The organism is Actinomadura graeca, from assembly GCF_019175365.1.
Classification (GTDB): Bacteria; Actinomycetota; Actinomycetes; order Streptosporangiales; family Streptosporangiaceae; genus Spirillospora; species Spirillospora graeca.
Genome location: NZ_CP059572.1, coordinates 7,697,683 through 7,714,736 on the forward strand (window position 1 = coordinate 7,697,683; position 17,054 = coordinate 7,714,736).

At 73.3% G+C, this 17,054-nt stretch carries 19 protein-coding genes; 11 read left to right on the forward strand and 8 right to left on the reverse strand.

Translation table 11 applies throughout. From position 1 onward, the window contains the following. Positions 1–22 precede the first annotated feature (22 nt). The 7 genes from AGRA3207_RS34275 to AGRA3207_RS34305 all read left to right on the forward strand — a co-directional run bounded on the left by AGRA3207_RS34275 (position 23) and on the right by AGRA3207_RS34305 (position 5,053). Complete coding sequence (locus AGRA3207_RS34275; RefSeq protein ID WP_231331337.1) at positions 23–616, forward strand: riboflavin synthase; 594 nt, start codon at positions 23–25, stop codon at positions 614–616. Beyond that, positions 613–1,254 carry a nicotinamide mononucleotide transporter family protein gene (locus AGRA3207_RS34280; protein ID WP_231331339.1) on the forward strand — a complete coding sequence of 214 codons (642 nt, stop codon included), beginning with the start codon at positions 613–615 and terminating at the stop codon, positions 1,252–1,254. The genes AGRA3207_RS34275 and AGRA3207_RS34280 overlap by 4 nt, the downstream gene beginning before the upstream one ends. A gap of 19 nt (positions 1,255–1,273) precedes the next feature. Beyond that, positions 1,274–2,506, forward strand: a complete 1,233-nt coding sequence (locus tag AGRA3207_RS34285) for a bifunctional 3,4-dihydroxy-2-butanone-4-phosphate synthase/GTP cyclohydrolase II (RefSeq protein WP_273699967.1) — start codon at positions 1,274–1,276, stop codon at positions 2,504–2,506. Next, positions 2,503–3,015, forward strand: coding sequence for a 6,7-dimethyl-8-ribityllumazine synthase (gene ribH / locus AGRA3207_RS34290; RefSeq protein WP_231331341.1), 513 nt, complete (start codon positions 2,503–2,505; stop codon positions 3,013–3,015). Before AGRA3207_RS34285 ends, ribH begins: the two co-directional genes overlap by 4 nt. Before the next feature lie 42 nt (positions 3,016–3,057). After that, entirely contained in the window at positions 3,058–3,933 is an 876-nt protein-coding gene (gene hisG, locus AGRA3207_RS34295) for an ATP phosphoribosyltransferase (protein WP_231331343.1), read from the forward strand. Further along, positions 3,926–4,372: a PH domain-containing protein gene (locus AGRA3207_RS34300; protein WP_231331345.1), complete on the forward strand. Its 447-nt coding sequence runs from the start codon at positions 3,926–3,928 to the stop codon at positions 4,370–4,372. Before hisG ends, AGRA3207_RS34300 begins: the two co-directional genes overlap by 8 nt. A gap of 96 nt (positions 4,373–4,468) precedes the next feature. After that, entirely contained in the window at positions 4,469–5,053 is a 585-nt protein-coding gene (locus tag AGRA3207_RS34305) for a Uma2 family endonuclease (RefSeq protein WP_231331347.1), read from the forward strand. 4 nt (positions 5,054–5,057) lie between these two features. Here AGRA3207_RS34305 and AGRA3207_RS34310 read toward each other — a convergent pair whose 3' ends face one another. The 5 genes from AGRA3207_RS34310 to AGRA3207_RS34330 form a co-directional block, all read right to left on the reverse strand. Beyond that, positions 5,058–5,411: a hypothetical protein gene (locus AGRA3207_RS34310; protein WP_231331348.1), complete on the reverse strand. Its 354-nt coding sequence runs from the start codon at positions 5,409–5,411 to the stop codon at positions 5,058–5,060. Next, on the reverse strand, positions 5,411–6,310 hold the full coding sequence (locus AGRA3207_RS34315) for a D-alanyl-D-alanine carboxypeptidase family protein (RefSeq protein WP_231331350.1): 900 nt from the start codon (positions 6,308–6,310) through the stop codon (positions 5,411–5,413). Before AGRA3207_RS34315 ends, AGRA3207_RS34310 begins: the two co-directional genes overlap by 1 nt. A gap of 127 nt (positions 6,311–6,437) precedes the next feature. Beyond that, positions 6,438–7,073: a hypothetical protein gene (locus tag AGRA3207_RS34320; protein ID WP_231331352.1), complete on the reverse strand. Its 636-nt coding sequence runs from the start codon at positions 7,071–7,073 to the stop codon at positions 6,438–6,440. Next, positions 7,070–8,485, reverse strand: a complete 1,416-nt coding sequence (locus AGRA3207_RS34325) for a selenium-binding family protein (protein WP_231331354.1) — start codon at positions 8,483–8,485, stop codon at positions 7,070–7,072. The genes AGRA3207_RS34320 and AGRA3207_RS34325 overlap by 4 nt, the downstream gene beginning before the upstream one ends. 22 nt (positions 8,486–8,507) lie before the next feature. Next, complete coding sequence (locus AGRA3207_RS34330) at positions 8,508–9,797, reverse strand: sulfite oxidase (RefSeq protein ID WP_231331356.1); 1,290 nt, start codon at positions 9,795–9,797, stop codon at positions 8,508–8,510. A gap of 107 nt (positions 9,798–9,904) precedes the next feature. Here AGRA3207_RS34330 and AGRA3207_RS34335 point away from each other — a divergent pair, with 107 nt between their 5' ends. The 4 genes from AGRA3207_RS34335 (at position 9,905) to AGRA3207_RS34350 (ending at position 13,706) form a co-directional block, all read left to right on the forward strand. Further along, on the forward strand, positions 9,905–10,807 hold the full coding sequence (locus tag AGRA3207_RS34335; protein ID WP_231331358.1) for an AAA family ATPase: 903 nt from the start codon (positions 9,905–9,907) through the stop codon (positions 10,805–10,807). Positions 10,808–10,811: 4 nt separating this feature from the next. After that, positions 10,812–11,924, forward strand: coding sequence for a vWA domain-containing protein (locus tag AGRA3207_RS34340; RefSeq protein WP_231331360.1), 1,113 nt, complete (start codon positions 10,812–10,814; stop codon positions 11,922–11,924). Further along, positions 11,917–13,041 (forward strand): XdhC family protein, encoded by a 1,125-nt coding sequence (locus tag AGRA3207_RS34345; RefSeq protein WP_231331362.1) that lies wholly within the window; start codon positions 11,917–11,919, stop codon positions 13,039–13,041. The genes AGRA3207_RS34340 and AGRA3207_RS34345 overlap by 8 nt, the downstream gene beginning before the upstream one ends. 68 nt (positions 13,042–13,109) lie before the next feature. Beyond that, positions 13,110–13,706 carry a nucleotidyltransferase family protein gene (locus AGRA3207_RS34350; protein ID WP_231331365.1) on the forward strand — a complete coding sequence of 199 codons (597 nt, stop codon included), beginning with the start codon at positions 13,110–13,112 and terminating at the stop codon, positions 13,704–13,706. Positions 13,707–13,752: 46 nt separating this feature from the next. Here AGRA3207_RS34350 and AGRA3207_RS34355 read toward each other — a convergent pair whose 3' ends face one another. The 3 genes from AGRA3207_RS34355 to fmdA form a co-directional block, all read right to left on the reverse strand. Then, positions 13,753–14,136, reverse strand: a complete 384-nt coding sequence (locus AGRA3207_RS34355; protein WP_231331367.1) for a nuclear transport factor 2 family protein — start codon at positions 14,134–14,136, stop codon at positions 13,753–13,755. A 92-nt stretch (positions 14,137–14,228) separates the two neighbouring features. Further along, positions 14,229–15,455, reverse strand: coding sequence for a DUF6986 family protein (locus AGRA3207_RS34360; RefSeq protein WP_231331368.1), 1,227 nt, complete (start codon positions 15,453–15,455; stop codon positions 14,229–14,231). Positions 15,456–15,782: 327 nt separating this feature from the next. Beyond that, positions 15,783–17,030 carry a formamidase gene (gene fmdA / locus AGRA3207_RS34365; RefSeq protein ID WP_231331369.1) on the reverse strand — a complete coding sequence of 416 codons (1,248 nt, stop codon included), beginning with the start codon at positions 17,028–17,030 and terminating at the stop codon, positions 15,783–15,785. Between the last annotated feature and the right edge of the window lie 24 nt (positions 17,031–17,054).

A 17,054-nucleotide genomic window follows, 5' to 3' on the forward strand; every position in this document is an offset into this window, starting at 1 on the left:
CCTAGCTAGGAGGCCCCGGGAGATGTTCACCGGCATCGTCGAGGAACTCGGCGAGATCGTGGCGATCGAGCACCACGGCGACTCCGCCGTCCTCGCCGTCCGCGGTCCGCTCGTCACGAAGGACGCCGTGCACGGCGCCTCGATCGCCGTCAGCGGCGTGTGTCTCACCGTGGTCGACGTCAAGGGCGAGGTCTTCACCGCCGACGCCGTCAAGGAGACCCTCGACAGGTCCAGCCTCGGCGGGCTGGGACCGGGCGCCAAGGTCAACCTGGAACGGCCCCTGCGGCTCTCCGACCGGCTCGGCGGCCATCTCGTCCAGGGCCACGTCGACGGGGTCGGCGAGATCGTCTCCCGGGAGCCCGGCGAGCGCTGGGACGTCGTCACGGTCTCCCTGCCGCCCGGGCTGTCCCGCTACCTGGTCGGCAAGGGCTCGATCACCGTGGACGGGGTCAGCCTCACCGTCGTCGAGGCCGGCGGCGACCGGTTCAGCGTCGCGCTCATCCCGACCACGCTCTCCCTCACCACGCTCGGCCACAAGAAGCCCGGCGACCCGGTGAACCTTGAGGTCGACGTCGTCGCCAAGTACGTCGAACGCATGATCGGCGACCGGCCGTGAGCGGCCTCGACGCCGGCTTCACACTGTTCGGCGAGCACGTCCTGTGGACCGACCTCACCGGCAACGCGCTCTCGCTCGCCGTCGTCTGGCTCGCCATGCGCAAGACCCTCTGGACGTGGCCGGTGCAGATGGCGGGCGCCGCGCTCCTGCTCGCCGCGTCCCTGCACGCGCACGTGCCCGGCAACGCGCTCAAGCAGGTCCTCTTCTGCGTCCTCGCCGTGTACGGCTGGGCGACCTGGAGCCGGGGCCGCGCGGCGCGGGACGGGCTGGCCGTCCGGCAGGCCACGCCGCGCGAGCGGGCCCTGCTCATCGGCGCGCTCGTCCTCGGCACGGCCGTCGTCGCCCAGCTGTTCGTCCACCTGGACTGGCTGAAGATCGCCTGGTCGCCGTGGGCGAACGCCTACATCTTCGTCGGCAGCGCCGTCGCCACGTTCGCGCAGAGCCGCGCCCTCGTCGACTTCTGGGTCGTCTGGGTGCTGGTCGACCTCGTCGGCGTCCCGCTGGCCCTCAAGTCCGGGCTGTACGTCTCCGGCGCGGTCTACGGGATCTTCTTCGTGCTGGTGATGGCCGGTTTCAGGAACTGGCTCAGGGAGTCCCGGGGCGCCCGGGTCCCGCGGAACAAGGCGGTGGCGGTATGAGGAACGCGGGAGGCGCGTCATGAACGACGAGGGGATCGACGAGGGGATCTTCGACTCCATCGAGGCGGCGGTCGCCGACATCGCGGCGGGACGTCCCGTCGTGGTGGTCGACGACGAGGACCGCGAGAACGAGGGCGACATCATCTTCGCCGCCGCGAAGGCGACGCCCGAGCTGCTGACGTTCACGATCCGCTACACCAGCGGCGTGATCTGCGTCCCGATGGTGGGCTCGGAGCTGGACCGGCTCCAGATCCCCCTCATGACCGCGCAGAACACCGAGCGCATGCGCACCGCGTACACGGTGAGCGTGGACGCGCGGGACGGCGTGACCACCGGCATCTCCGCCGCGGACCGCGCCAGGACCATCCGCACCCTGTGCGACTCGGCGACGGAGCCCCGCGAGCTCGTGCGGCCCGGCCACATCTTCCCGCTGCGCTACCACGAGGGCGGCGTGCTGCGCCGCCGCGGCCACACCGAGGCGGCCGTGGACCTCGCGCGGCTCGCGGGCCTCGCCCCCGCCGGCGTCCTCGCCGAGGTCGTCAACGAGGACGGCACCATGGCGCGGCTGCCCGAGCTCCAGGTGTTCGCCAAGGAGCACGGCCTCAAGCTGATCTCCATCGAGCAGCTCGCCGAGCACCGCAAGCGCAGCGAGCCCATGGTCACCCGCGTCGTGGAGACGCGCGTCCCCAACCGCTACGGGACCTGGCGCGCCGTCGGCTTCTCCAGCTCGATCGACGGCGGCGAGCACGTCGCGCTCGTGCTCGGGGACCTGTCCGACGGGGAGGACGTGCTGATCCGCGCCCACTCCGAATGCCTCACCGGCGACGTCCTGCACTCCGACCGCTGCGACTGCGGCACCCAGCTCGACGCGGCCATGGAGCGGATCGCGCAGGAGGGGCGCGGCGTCGTCCTCTACCTGCGCGGGCACGAGGGGCGCGGCATCGGCCTGCTCGCCAAGCTCCGCGCCTACGCCCTGCAGGACAACGGCTCCGACACCGTGGACGCCAACCTGGAGCTCGGGCTGCCCGCCGACGCCCGCGAGTACTCCAACGCCGCCCATATGCTGCGCGACCTGGGAGTACGCTCGATCCGGGTGCTCACCAACAATCCCGCCAAGCTGAGGGGCCTGGAGGGCTTCGGCCTGGAGGTGCGGGGCCGCGAGGCGATGCCCGTGGTCGTCACCGAGCACAACCGGCGGTACCTGACGGTCAAGCGGGACCGTCTCGGACACCGGATCGAGGGGATCGCATGAGCGGCGCGGGACGCCCGGAGGACGCCACCGTCGACGCGGCCGGGCTCACGCTCGGGATCGTCTGCACCCGCTGGCACGAGCGGGTCACCGGCCGCCTGCTCGACCGCGCCCTCGCCGCCGCGAAGGCGTGCGGGGTCGACGAGCCGGTCGTCGCCCGCGTCGCCGGCGCGCTGGAGATCCCCGTCGTCGCCCAGCAGCTGGCCCGCGACCTCGACGCCGTCGTCTGCCTCGGCGCGGTCATCCGCGGTCAGACCGCCCATTTCGACTACGTCTGCGACTCCGTCACCGCCGGTGTGACCCGTGTCGCGCTCGACGAGGCGACTCCGGTGGGCAACGGGGTGCTCACATGTGACACCATTGAGCAGGCACTGGACCGCAGCGGGCTGCCCGGCAGCCACGAGGACAAGGGATGGGAGGCGACTGTGGCCGCACTCGACACGGCACTGACCCTGCGAGGTCTGCGGCATCACGGTCACACCGGGCACGTCCAGGAGCATCCCGGCTCCTGAACGACCCCGGATCCCCGTCCGCACCCATCGAAAGGCTTTTCCGTGCTGTCACTCGTCCTGCCCAAGGGTTCCCTGGAGAAGGCGACCCTGCAACTCTTCGACGCCGCCGACCTCACCGTCCGCCGCGCCTCGGACCGCGACTACCGCGCGTCCATCGACGACCCCCGCATCGACCGGGTCCGGGTCCTGCGCCCGCAGGAGATCCCGACCTACCTCGAGCAGGGCCTGTTCGACCTCGGCATCACCGGCCGCGACTGGATCACCGAGACCGACTCCGACGTGGTGAGCCTCGGCGAGCTCCAGTACTCCAAGGCGACCTCCAACCCCGTCCGGGTGATCATGGCGGTGCCGGAGGACGCGCCCTGGCAGCGTGTGTCCGACCTGCCCGAGGGCGTGCGGATCTCCACCGAGTTCCCCGCGATGACCAAGCGGTTCCTCGACGAGCACGGCGTGAAGGCGACGGTCGTCCCGTCCTACGGCGCCACCGAGGCGAAGGTCCCCGACATCGTGGACGCGATCGTCGACCTCACCGAGACCGGGTCGTCCCTGCGCAAGAACGGCCTGCGCATCCTCGACACGCTCCTGACCAGCTACACCGAGCTGGTCGCCAACCGCGAGGCGTACGAGGACGCCGGCAAGCGCGCCGCGATGGAGGACGTCTCCCTCCTGCTCCAGGGCGCGATCCGCGCCCGCGGCAACGTGCTGCTCAAGCTGAACGTCGCCGAGGCCGACCTGCGGGCCGTCCTGGACATCATGCCCGCGATGTCCTCGCCCACGGTCACCTCCCTCGCCGGCGGCGAGTCCAGCGCCGTGGAGTCCGTGGTCGCCAAGCGCGGCGTCAACACCCTGATCCCGGCGCTGAAGGCCGCCGGCGCCCACGACATCCTCGAAATCCCCATCTCGAAGATCGTTGACTGACGTCCCGGCGCTGCCGGTCGTGTGGCGTCCCCGCACCACCCGGATCGTCGCCTACGCCACGGCGGGCACCATCGTGCTCGGCATGATCGTGCTCGCCGTGGTGGTGACACCCCGCTTCAAGGTGCTCGACCGCGTCCTCCTCGTCGCGTTCGGCCTCTTCGTCGCCTGGATCCTGCACATGCTGGCCCGCTGCCGCGTCCTCGCCGACGAGACGGGCCTCACGGTCGTCAACGCCTTCCGCACCCGCCGCCTCGAATGGCCCGAGGTCCTCGGCGTCACCATGTCCGCCGGCGAGCCCTGGCCCACCCTCGACCTCGCCGACGGCACGTCCATCGGCGCCATGGGCATCAACGGCGCCGAGAAGACCCTCGCCGCCCGCCAGCTCGCGGAACTGCGCGCCCTCGTCCACACCCGAGGCGAGGCCCCCAACCCCACCTGAGGCACTTGTCCTAAGCTGAGTACCCGGACTCTGGCTCTGTGCGACAGTGTGACTATGAGCGCTCAGAGTGTCGAGGTAACTGCGGAAAGTAGCCACATGAGTGCCGACTCACTGCCAGACTGGGTGTTCCCCCCGCCGGGCGGCTTTACCGCCGATCACTTCCTACGGATGGACACCCCCCGGCACACGGAGCTGATCGACGGGAGCCTCGTCTTCGTGAGCCCGCAAGAGAAGTGGCATAAGCGCGTCATACACATGCTCGCCCATGAACTGGACAGGCAGGCCCCGCAGGGTCTCCGCGGCGACAGTGAGATGGCTGTCAAGCTGGCCAAGCGTCAGGTGCCCGAGCCGGACGTCCTGGTGGTGAGTGCCGAGGCGTTCGACCGTGATGATCCGTCCACGTTCTACTTTCCAGCGGATGTGGTGCTCGCCGTGGAGGCCGTCTCGCCGGAGTCGGTCGAGCGTGACCGCGAAACCAAACCGCTGAAGTATGCGGCCGCCGGCATCCGTCATTTCTGGCGTGTAGAGAACGAGGCCGGCAAGACGGTCGCGTACGTGTACGAGCTCGATCCGGCCACCGGTGGGTACGCCTTGACCGGGATCCATCACGACTCCCTCAAGGTGACCGTGCCGTTCGACATCGAGATCGACCTCACGGCGGTGGGGCGGCGGGCGGGGTGAATCTTCAGGTGGCGTGGTATTCGGTGGTGTCGCCGTCGGTCCAGGTCATGGTGAAGGTGCCGGACCTCGGGGGTGGGGCGGTGCCGGTGAACTTCGAGGTGCCGCAGTCGATGCTGAAGCGGTAGCCGCCGCCGGACGGGGCGGCGGTGCCCTTGCAGTCGAGGCTGCTCTTGAAGCGGACGGCGCCGTCCGCGGCGACGGTGAGGGTGGTGCCGCCGGATCCGGCGGAGGCCGTTCCGCCGCTGCGCCAGGTGCCCGCGAACGGGTGGCCCGGCGGCTCCTTCTTTTCGGAGCCGCCGCAGGCGGCGAGGAGGGGCACGGCGAGGAGCGCGGCGGCCAGGGCCGGGGGAGTGCGCATCAGTCGACGTTGGCGCCGGCGGGGACCGGCGGGACGCGCAGGACGCCGGCGGACTTGGCGCCGAAGCCCCAGTCGAGGATGCGGGCCGCGTCGGTGAAGCGGGCCGTCTCGTCGGTGGTGGAGCTGTTGAGGACGATCCCGACCAGCGTGCGGGTACCGCGGCGGGCGGTGAACATCAGGGAGTAGCCGGCGGCGTCGGTGGTGCCGGTCTTGACGCCCGCGGCGCCGGTGTAGGAGCCGAGGAGCCGGTTGGTGTTCGTCCAGGAGTAGGCGCCGTGCGTCGTGCTCTTGGCGAGCTTGTAGGCGCGGCGGGCGACGACGGCGCGGAAGTCGGCGCGCTTGAGGGCGTAGTAGGCGAGCCGGGTCTGGTCGTAGGCCGTCGAGTAGGTGGACGTGGCCGTCGGCCAGGGCAGCCCGTCGAAGTTGGCGTACTTGGTGTGCTTCATGCCGAGCTGGGCGGCGGTCTTGTTCATCTTGGTGACGAACCCTTTCCAGCCCGGCCCGTACACGTCCGCGAGGGCGTACGCGACGTCGCAGCCGGACGGGAGCATGAGGCCGTTGAGGAGCTGCCGGACGGTCAGCCTGTCGCCCGCGCGGAGGTTCGCCATGCTGCCGCCCTGCCGGACGGCGTAGTCGATGTACTTCTGCTTCACCGTGATGGTGCGGTCGAGCTTCCCGGCGCGCAGGACGACCAGCGCGGTCATCACCTTGGTGATGCTGGCGATGGGACGCTTGGTGGTCGCCGCGCGGGACCACCGGGTCTTCCTGGTGCCGGAGTCGAACAGGTACGCCGACTTCGCGGCGACGCCCGCGGGCCCGGCGGCGGCGCGTGCCGCGGGAGCCGCCTGCGACGGGGCGGCGGGCAAGGCCACGAGCGGTGCCGCGACGGCGACGGCCATCGCGGATCGTCCCGTCCACCGTGCTGAAGACCGCGCCGAACGCCGCATCGCATCCCCGTTTCCCGTAGATCGCACAAAGCCCCCACGAGGCTCCCAGCACGGCGGGGGCGCCGCAACCGGTTCGCGATCACACGGCGGTCAGCAGGGTGAAGGTGCCCGCGCCGATGAGCGCGGCGGCCCAGAGGCGGTCCAGGTTGAACCAGGCGCGGCGCAGGACCGCCAGCCCGACGATCTCGTACACGGCGACGGCGACGGCGCCCGCCACGGCGAACATCGCCAGGGTGTGGACGGCCGTCACGAAGAACCCGGTGGTCAGCGCGCTCCCCGACGAGGACAGGCCGTGGTCGTGGCCCGCCGGGGCCGTCCCCGGGGACGTGAGGACGGGCAGGAGCATCAGCCCCGCGCCGTGCACCGACGACATCAGGAACGACCATCCGGCGAGCTGCCACAGCGAGATCCGCATGCCGACCCACCGGAAGTGGCGGGACGACAGCAGCCGCCAGAGGCCGAAGCCGACGAGCAGGACGCCGCCCGCCGCGGCCAGGATCCGCGTCGCGACCACCGAGCGGGTCAGTGCGACGAGCACGGCGACCGTGCCGACCGAGGCGGCGTGGCCCGCGGCGATGGCCGGGAGCGACTGCAGGACGAGGGCCCTGCTGCGCTCCTGGAGGCCGCGGGCCACCGCGAACAGCCAGCCCATGGCGGGGTTGAGGCCGTGGAAGGCGCCCAGGGCGACGAGGGCGGCGAGCGAGCCGTCGGTCACGGATAGCAGTAGGAGTCGGAGGACGCGTCGCCGCCCTGGAGGCGCGTCTGGTGCGGGCGGCGGCCCCGGAAGGCGTCGCCGTTCGGGAAGAACCGCTCGTCCAGCGTGAACCCGCCGGGGCCGCGGTCGTCGGCAGAGGAGTCGAGCTTGGCCATCCAGGCGCCGACGCCGTCGGGGTAGAACTGGTCGTCCCAGGCGCCGTACAGGGAGTTCGTGACGTAGACGCGCCTGCCGTCGCGGCTGACCTCGACCATCTGCGGGCCGCCCGCGAGGGGCAGGTCCGGCGCGGCCGGGTGCGGGACGCGGCCGGTGATGCCGCCGAGGCGCACCGAGCCGGCCTCGACCGGGTGGAAGGGGTCGCTGACGTCGTAGCGCCTCAGCTCGCCCGTGCCCCAGCAGGAGACGTACAGCCACTGGTCGTCCACCGACAGGTCGATGTCGGTGACCAGCGGCGGGACGGCCCCGAACGGCGCGATCACCGGTGGCAGGGACGCGGCGTCCGCGGGCTCGGCCGGGATCGAGATGACCTTCTTCGCCGCCCACGCGTCCCCGTCCCGGTGCCAGACCCAGACGGACGCGGACAGGTCCTCGACGCTGACGACGACGCCCACGAACCCGTACTGCTTGGTCGGGTCGTGCGCGGGCCGCAGCTCCAGGACCATCTGGTGCTCGTCACCGAGGTCCACCGTCTGGACGTGGCGGCGTTTGCGCAGGTCCCAGAAGTGCAGCGCGTGCCCGTACTTGCGGCCGAGGAGCAGCTCCCCGACGACCCCGTCCTCGATCATCGACGGGGTGCCCCACTCCGACGTGACGAGCACGTCGTGGGCGATGTGCCACCAGGCGTCGTAGGCGAAGTACTGCGGCCCCCGGTCGACCTCCCAGCGGCCGAGGACGTCGAAGGAGGTGTGGTCGAGCAGGGCGATGCCGCCGGGCCCGTCCTCGCCGTTCGCGCCGCCCAGCGCGGTGAGGTAGAGGCCCTCGGGCCCGCAGTGGACGGTGTGGGGGCGGGAGTACCCGGCGCGCTTGGCCAGCTCGTCCGGTTCCAGGATCTTGACGATCTTGGGGGTGACCGGGTCGTCCTTGGTGTCGATGACGTAGACCCGCGACGAGCGCAGCCCCGGCACGATCAGGTAGCGGCGCTCGACGTGCGGGTGCGGGGCGTAGGGGCACAGGGCGCTGCTGCACGCGTTCCAGCCGAAGTGGTGCAGCTCGTCGCCGAGGTAGGGCAGCTCCGTCCAGCCGACGACGTCGCCGTAGGAGCCCGAGTCCGGGTCCACGTCCAGAACGGCGATCGCGTCGGGCTTCTCCGCGGCACGGTCGAACGCGGCGACGTAGGCCAGCTTCTCGGGCGGGGCGGAGACCGCGTCGCGAGGCGAGGCGTAGAACGTCGGGTCGGGCTTCCACAGTGCCATGGGTTTCCTTTCAGACGGGCTGTCAGACGAGGGTGACCGGGTGCCGGACGACGGCGCCGAATAGGTAGCCGAGCGTGTTGTAGGCCGCGGTGGACGGCTGGGATGCGCCGGTCACGTCGGTGGCCCGCGCGAGCAGCTCGTGGCGGCCCGGTGCGTCCGGGCGCCAGGGGAACTCCCAGCGGACCCATCCGGTGTCGGCGGCGTGGGCGTCGTGCTGGCGGGCCCGGTGCCACGACCTGCCGCCGTCCACGCTGACCTCGGTCCGGTGCACACGGCCGTTGCCCGACCAGGAGCGGCCCTTCAGGACGTGGCGGCGCCCGGCCTGGAGCGTTCCGTCCCACGGGAGCTCGAAGGCCGCCTTGACGTTCATGCGCGTGAGCGGCGCGCTGCCTTCCGGCGGGTAGCCGGGGCCGAAGAGCCGGTAGTAGCGCGTGTTCCACGGTGAGAAGAGCGGCTCGTCGGCGACCTGGATGTCGCCGACCCACTTGACGGACGCGATGCCGACCCAGGACGGGACGACCAGCCGGACGGGGAAGCCGTGGTCGGGCGGCAGCGGCGCGCCGTTCATCTCGTACGCCAGCAGCACGTCCTTGAGCGCCTTGGCGACCGGGAGCGGGCGCCGGACGCGGCCGAGGTTCTCGCCCTTGTCCACGTAGTCAGCGTCCAGCCCGCGGGGCAGGATGTCCACGGCCCCGCGGGTGAGACCCGCGCGCCTCAGGACGTGCGCCAGCCGCACCCCGCGCCAGCGGGCGACGCCCACGGCCCCCAGCCGCCACGGCGTCCCCGACACCTGCTGGCCCTGCTGGGTGGTGTAGAAGCCGCGCCCGTTGCCGGTGCACTCGATGGCCGCCGTGAGGGTCTCGGAGGGGAGTCCGAGCAGGTCGGCGTAGGAGAACTCGACCGGGCGGTCCTCGGCGGGGGCGCCGTGCAGGCCCGTGCCCCACAGCTTGAGCCGCCACGTGCGCGGGTCGATCAGCGGTGTGGACACGTGGTTGCGGACGAAGAACCGGTCGGCCGGGGTGAGGTGGCCCTGGCCGGACATGGCCTCCCACCGCATCTCGGCGTTGGTGCCGTGCTCGATGAACAGCTCGGGCGGCAGCGGCTTGACGATACCCGTGGCGGCCACGTCCGCGGCCGTGGTGGCCGCCGCCACCGCGGGCGCCCGGCCCGCCGCGGCGGGCGCCGCTCCGATGGCGGCGCCCAGCCCGGCGCCGGCGGACAGGCGCAGCACACCTCGCCGCGTCATGGATCGGACGTGCTCGTAGGCCGCCTCGTCGGTCAGGGCGGCGTCGTCCCGGTCACCGAATCGCATGTGCACGATGCTGGTGAGTGACGGGATGAAAGTCAATATTCCCTACTGGGTAACGCTGAAATATGCTGACATGCGAGTTCACCGTCCGGCTGAGTAGCCTGAGGGGCGTGGGAGAGAGCGCGCCGACGACGGCGGAAGAGGTCGCCTCGCCCGCGGAGCTGGCGGGCCTGCTGGACCGGCACGCCTATCTCTGCGACGACGGGCTCGCGACGGCGTGCTTCCTCGCGCTGCGCATGGGCCGCCCGCTGTTCCTGGAGGGCGAGGCCGGGGTCGGCAAGACCGAGCTGGCCAAGACGCTGGCGCGGGTGCTCGGCGCGCCGCTGATCCGGCTTCAGTGCTACGAGGGCCTGGACGCCTCCCAGGCGCTCTACGACTGGGACTTCCCCCGCCAGCTGCTGCACCTGCGCGCCGCCGAGGCCGCGGGCGTCGCCGACGTGGCCCGGCTGGAGGGCGAGCTGTACGACCGGCGGTTCCTGCTGGCCAGGCCGCTGCTGCGGGCCCTGGAGACCACCCCGAGCGTCCTGCTCGTCGACGAGCTGGACCGTGCCGACGACGAGTTCGAGGCGTTCCTCCTGGAGGTCCTCAGCGACTTCACGATCACCGTCCCCGAGCTCGGCACGATCCGCGCGGAGCGGCCGCCCGTCGTGGTCGTCACGTCCAACCGCACCCGCGAGGTGCACGACGCGCTCAAGCGGCGCTGCCTCTACCACTGGCTGGAGCACCCCTCGTTCGAGCGGGAGGTGGCGATCATCCGGCGGCGACTGCCCGGCGCGGCCGGGCGGCTGGCCGGGCAGGTCGCCCGCGCCGCGCAGCGGCTCCGCGAGCGCGACCTGCTCAAGCCGCCCGGCGTCGCCGAGACCCTGGACTGGACCGGCGCGCTGGTCGCGCTCGGCGCCCGCGAACTGGACCCGGGCACGGCCGCGGTCACCCTCGGCGCCGTCCTGAAGTACCGCGAGGACCAGCAGCGCGTGCTCGCCGGCGGCCTGGAAGCCCTGCTCGATGGCGGGTGAGGCGATGCGGGACGTCACCGAGACCATGGTCGGATTCGCGCGGACGGTGCGCGCGGCGGGCGGCACGGCCGGGCCCGAGCGCGTCCAGGCGATGCTGGCCGCGCTCGACCACCTCGACGTCCTGGACCCGTCCGCGGTGTACTGGGCGGGGCGGCTGACGCTGTGCGCCGACCCCGGCGACCTCGCCCGCTACGACCGCTGCTTCGCCGCCTACTTCTCCGGCGCGACGGCCCGCCCGGGACGCAGGCCGCCGCCCGCCGTGGTGCGCCGGACGGCCCTGCCGGGCGCCCCGGACGGCGCGTCCGGTGAGCCCGGCGCGCCTGAGGCCGCCGCGGCGTCCGCGGCCGAGGTCCTGCGCGAGCGCGACGTCGCGCGGCTCACCGCCGCCGAGCGCGCCGAGGTCGCCCGTCTCATCGCGCTGATGGACGCGGGCGCCGAGCGGCGCCGCTCCCGCCGGTTCGCGCCGGCGCCCGCCGGGCGCCTCGACCCCGGCCGGACCGTCCGGGAGACGCTCCGCCGCGGCGGCGAGACCGCGCTGCTGCGGCACCGGGCGCACCGCACCCGGCCCCGCCGCGTCGTGCTGATCGTCGACGTCAGCGGGTCGATGGGCCCCTACGCCGACGCCCTGCTGCGGTTCGCGCACGCCGCCGCCCGCTCCGGCGGGCGGGCCGTGGAGGTGTTCAGCGCGGGGACGCGGCTGACCCGGCTCACCCGCGAGCTGCGGCACCGGGACCCGGACACGGCGATGGCGGCGGCGTCGGAGGCCGTCCCGGACTGGAGCGGCGGCACCCGGCTCGGCGAGGAGCTCAAGGAGTTCCTCGACCGGTTCGGGCAGCGCGGCCTGGCCCGCGGGGCCGTCGTCGTGATCGCGTCGGACGGCTGGGAGCGCGGCGACGCGGCCCTGCTCGGGGAGCAGATGGCGCGGCTGGGACGGCTCGCGCACCGGGTGGTGTGGGCCAACCCGCACAAGGCGCGGCCCGGCTACGAGCCGCTGGCGGCGGGCATGGCCGCGGCCCTCCCGCACGTCGACGACTTCACGTCCGGGCACAGCCTCGCCGCACTGGAGGATCTCGCGCGCCTGGTGGCGGGCGCCGGAAGGGGAGACGCGCATGCGTGACGTGCTGGAGGACATCGCCGGGTGGTACGCGGCGGGGGAGGCGTTCGGCCTGGCGACCGTCGTGAACACCTTCAGGAGCGCGCCCCGGCCGCCGGGCGCCGCGATGGCGGTGTCGGCGGGCGGCGAGGTGGCGGGCAGCGTGTCCGGCGGCTGCGTCGAGGGCGCGGTGTACGAGCTGGCGCGGTCGGTGCTGGAGAGCGGCGAGCCGGTCGTCCAGCGCTACGGGGTCACCGACGACGACGCGTTCGCCGTGGGACTGACCTGCGGCGGCATCCTGGACGTGCTGGTGGAGCCGGTCGGGCCCGCGACGTTCCCGGAGTTCGGCGAGGTCGCCGCCTCGATCAGGGCGCGCGAGCCGGTCGCCGTCGCCACGGTCGTCGCCGGCCCCGGCCGGATCGGCGCGCGGCGGGTGGTGTGGGACGACCGGGCGTCCGGGACGCTCGCGCCCGGCGCCCCGTACGCGGCCCGCCTGGACGCCGCCGTCGACGACGACGCGCGCGGCATGCTCGCCCAGGGGCTCACCGGGCAGCGGCACTACGGCCCCGAGGGGGAGCGGCGGCTGGACGAGCTGGCCGTGTTCGTGCACTCCTTCGCGCCGCCGCCGCGGCTGCTGGTGTTCGGCGCGATCGACTTCGCGGCCGCCGTCGCGCGGATCGGCAAGTTCCTCGGCTACCACGTGACGGTCTGCGACGCCCGGCCCGTCTTCGCCACCCCCAAGCGCTTCCCCGACGCCGACGAGGTCGTGGTGCGGTGGCCGCACAAGTTCCTGGAGGACCCCGGCACCGTCATCGACGGGCGCACCGCCATCTGCGTCCTCACCCACGACCCCAAGTTCGATGTGCCGCTGCTGGAGGTGGCCCTCCGCGCCGGCGCCGGGTACGTCGGCGCCATGGGCTCGCGCCGCACCCACGACGACCGGCTGGCCCGGCTCCGCGAGGCGGGGCTGGCCGAGCCGGAGCTGGCGCGGCTGCGCTCGCCCATCGGGCTCGACCTCGGCGCCCGGACGCCCGAGGAGACGGCCGTGTCGATCGCCGCCGAGCTCGTCCAGCTCCGCTGGGGCGGCTCGGGGCGCCCGCTCACCGACACCACCGGCAGGATCCACGCCGGGCCGGGCTGACGGGGTTACCCTCGCCTGATGACCCAGCACGGCGGGAGAGGGCGCGGCACCGGATGAGCCGGCACGGTTTGGGCCCCCACGGGGCGGAGCCCCCGGCCGGCCTGCTCCTGGCCGCGGGGGAGGGCCGCCGGTTCGGCCGCCCGAAGGCGCTGCTGGAGCTGGACGGCGAGCGCCTGGTCGACCGGGGCGTGCGGATGCTGCGGGACGCGGGCTGCTCCCCGGTGCTCGTGGTGGCGGGCGCCGCGCAGGTCGAGGTGATCGGCGCCGTCGTCGTCCCGAACCCGGGCTGGCGGGACGGGATGGGCTCGTCCCTGCGGGCCGGTCTCGCCGCGCTGCCGCCCGGCTGCCCGGCCGTGGTCGTCGCGCTCGTCGACCAGCCCCTGGTCACCGCGGCGGCGGCCGCCCGGCTGATCGCCGCGTACGAGGCGGGCGCCGGGATCGCCGCGGCGACCTACGGCGGCGCCCCGCGCAACCCCGTGCTGCTGCGGTCCGCGCACTTCGCGGACGTCGCGGCGGCGGCGGAGGGCGACCGGGGCGCGCGGGCCTTCCTGCGCGCGCATCCGGACCTCGTCACCGGCGTGCCGTGCGACGACGTGGCGTCCCCGGCCGACATCGACACCCCGGAGGACCTCGCCGCGCTCACCCGCCGCGACGGGGCCCGGTGACGGTGCCTGGCCCGGTGACGGTGCCCGCACGGGCGGGCCGTCCCGGTTAGGGCGCCTGCTGGGGTGAGAGGTGGACGCCGGCGACGCGCCAGGCGCCGTCGCGGCGCACGAGGACCTGCGTCACGCGGAACCTGCCCGACGACGGGTGGTCCTGATAGGTCGCCTCCTGCACCTGGGTGCCGATGGCGACGGCGGTCGCGCCGAAGACGCGAACGCCGACGTCCCGCCAGTCGAACCCGGTGATGGACAGGCCCCCCTCGTACCGGGCCAGCCACTGCTCCTTGGTGAGGACGAAGCCCACCGGGCCGACGCCGCGGAAGTCCTCGTCGAGCAGGTCCGCCAGCGCTCCGGTGTCCATCCGCCGTTCGGCGTCCGCCCAGCGTTCGCCGGCCGTCCGCACCTGCTGCTCCTCCGCCGTTCCCGTTGCCATGATCCCTCCATTGAGTGAGTACTCACTCAATCTAGCCGAGTGTGCGCTCACCGGCAACCGCCGGAGGCGGCCGCCGGAGGGTGCGGGGACGCTCAGCCGGGCTGGGACGCGGGCAGGACGCTCTCGTCCAGGGCGCCGCAGTCGACCGCGCGGCGGAGCCGGGCCACCAGCGCGGAGACCGTGGCGGGCTCGTCCAGGACGCCGCCCCCCGGGCGGACCGCGTGCTCGTGCCAGGCCCGGACGCGGCCGATCACGTCGTCGACGCCGCTCAGGTGGAATGCGTAGACGGCGGCGTACCGGCTCGGCAGGTGCGCGGGGTGCAGGTCCCAGCCCTGGTAGAAGCCGTGCCGCAGCGAGTGCCGGACGTGCGCGGCGTGCACCGCCCAGGCGGCGTTGACCTCGTCCGGGCCGTCGTTGCGGGGGATCACGTTGGTCGAGCCGTCGGAGAGGCGGACGCCGGTGCCGGCGAGCGAGACCTGCATGACGTGGCGGGCGAAGTCGCAGGCCGGGTGGTCGAGGCGCTGCTCGTCCGGGGGCAGCCCGAGCGCGGCGGTGTAGTCGAAGACGCCGAAGTGCGCGGCGGTGAGCCGGCCCGCGGCGGCGGAGACGATCGCGGGCAGCGCCGCCCGGCCCTCCGGGTCGATGACCGCCTCGGGGGTCTCCACCTGGACCTCGAACCGCAGGATGCCGGACGGCAGCCCGAGCGCGGTCTCCAGCCGTTCCAGGTACTCGGTGAACAGCGTGACGTGCCCGGCCGTGACCACCTTGGGGAAGGTGATGGTGAACCCGCCGGGCAGCCGTCCCAGCCGGTCGCGCAGCGAGGTGAGGAACCCGTCCAGCGTCCGCATCGCGCGGTCGTGGCCGCCGTCGGCGAACGACTTGATCCGCACGCCCCAGTAGTGGGGGAGGCCCTTGACCTGGTACGCGGCGGCGACGGCCTCGACGACCTGGGCGATGTGCGCGTCCTCCTCCTCGTCGGAGCGCACGCCGTAGCCGTCCTCGAAGTCGATCCGCACGTCCTCGACCGGCTCGGCCGCCAGCTTCGCCGCGACCCGCTCCCGGACGGGGGCGGCGATCTCCGGGTCCAGCCCGAAGGCCGCGCCGAACGAGCCCGCGCCGGGCGTGTGGGTGTTCAGCAGGCGCAGCGCCTCGGCGCCGAAGTCGGCGGGCGTCGACCGGGAGAACCGGTCGGCCGGGACGTACACCGTGTGCACCGGCTGGCGGCCCTCGGCGGGCCCCGGGCGGCGCTCGCCGTGCTCGGCGCGGGCGGCGGCGATGCGCGCGGAAAGGTCGTCGAACGAGGAGACGCTGAGGTTCACCCCACCATGATCCCCCATGTCACGGGGTGGGGGGAACCCGTTCGGCGGGGCTCCGGAGGACGGTCGGCCCTCTGAGACGACCGGATGCACGACGCCGTCGCCTGCGAAGCCGCCTGGGACCTTCTCGCATGAGCCTGGCCCGGGAGGGTTCACCTCCCGGGCCAGGCTTGTGGGACACGGCGGCCTTCCCGTGCCGAGTGCGGGGAAGGCCGCCTGCAAAGGGCGTCGGATCACGACGGCGTGGCCGGCCCGGCGCGGTCGGGCCGATCCGGTCAGTCCGGCTCGGTCAGTCCGGCTCGGTCAGTCGGCGCGGTCGGTTCGGCTCGGTCAGGACGAGACCGCGCAGCTGCCGCGGTCGGCCCGGCGCGGCCCGTCCGCGGTCGGGCGGATGTCGAAGTCGAAGATCTCGGTGGGCAGGTAGAGCGAGCAGCAGGCGTTGGGGATGTCGACCACGCCGCTGACCCGGCCCTCGATCGGCGCGGCGCCGAGCAGCAGGTACGCCTGCTCGCCGCTGTAGCCGAACTTCTTGAGGTACTCGATGGCGTTGAGGCAGGCGTTGCGGTAGGCGACGGTCGCGTCGTTGTACAGGTTGGTGTCGCTGTCGTGGTCGACCGAGATGCCGATGAACGACACGAACTCGGAGTACCGGGGCTCGACGTTGCCGGGCATGAAGACCGGGTTGTTGGTGACGCCGTACTTCTCCATGCCGCCCTTGATCAGGTCGACGTGGAAGTCGATGAACCCGCCCATCTCGATCGCGCCGCAGAAGGTGATCTCACCGTCGCCCTGGCTGAAGTGCAGGTCGCCGCCCGACAGCAGGCCGCCGTCGACGTGCACCGGGTAGAACACGCGCGCGCCGCGGGTGAAGTTCTTGATGTCGTGGTTCCCGCCGTTCTCGCGGGGCGGCACGGTGCGGGCGCCCTCGCGTCCGACCGTGGCCAGCTCGTCGCCGCTGAGCGTCCCGGCCAGCACGCCCTCCGGCAGCGGCGGCAGCGCCAGCGGCGGGACCCGGCCCGGGTCGGTGTCGATGAGCGCCTGCTCCCGCCGGTTCCAGCGGGCCAGGAGATCGGGTGACGGGGCGGTGCCGAACAGGCCCGGGTGGGTGATGCCCGTGAAGCGCACGCCCGGGATGTGGCGGGACGTCGCCTGCTGGCCGTGGAAGTCCCAGATCGCCTTGTAGGCGTCCGGGTAGTAATCGGTGAGGAAGCCGCCGCCGTTCTGCTTGGCGAAGATCCCCGTGTACCCCCAGCCCTGGCCGGGGAACGGGCCGGTCTCCTGCGGCACGGGGCCGATGTCGAGGATGTCGACCACCAGCAGGTCGCCGGGCTCGGCGCCCTCCACGGCGATCGGGCCGCTGAGCATGTGACAGGGCGACAGGTCGACGTCGCGGACGTCGTTGGCCGAGTCGTTGTTGCCGATCTGGCCGTCGGTCCACTCGCGGCACTCGACGCGGAACTCCGCGCCCGGGCGGACGGTCGCCGCCGCGGGGATGCCGGGGTGCCACCGGTTGTGGCCGGGGTGGGCCTGGTCGCGCATGGACCGGGCCTGGTCGACGCTGAACACTACTTCGGGCATCAGTTCCTCCGTTGCGATGCGTGG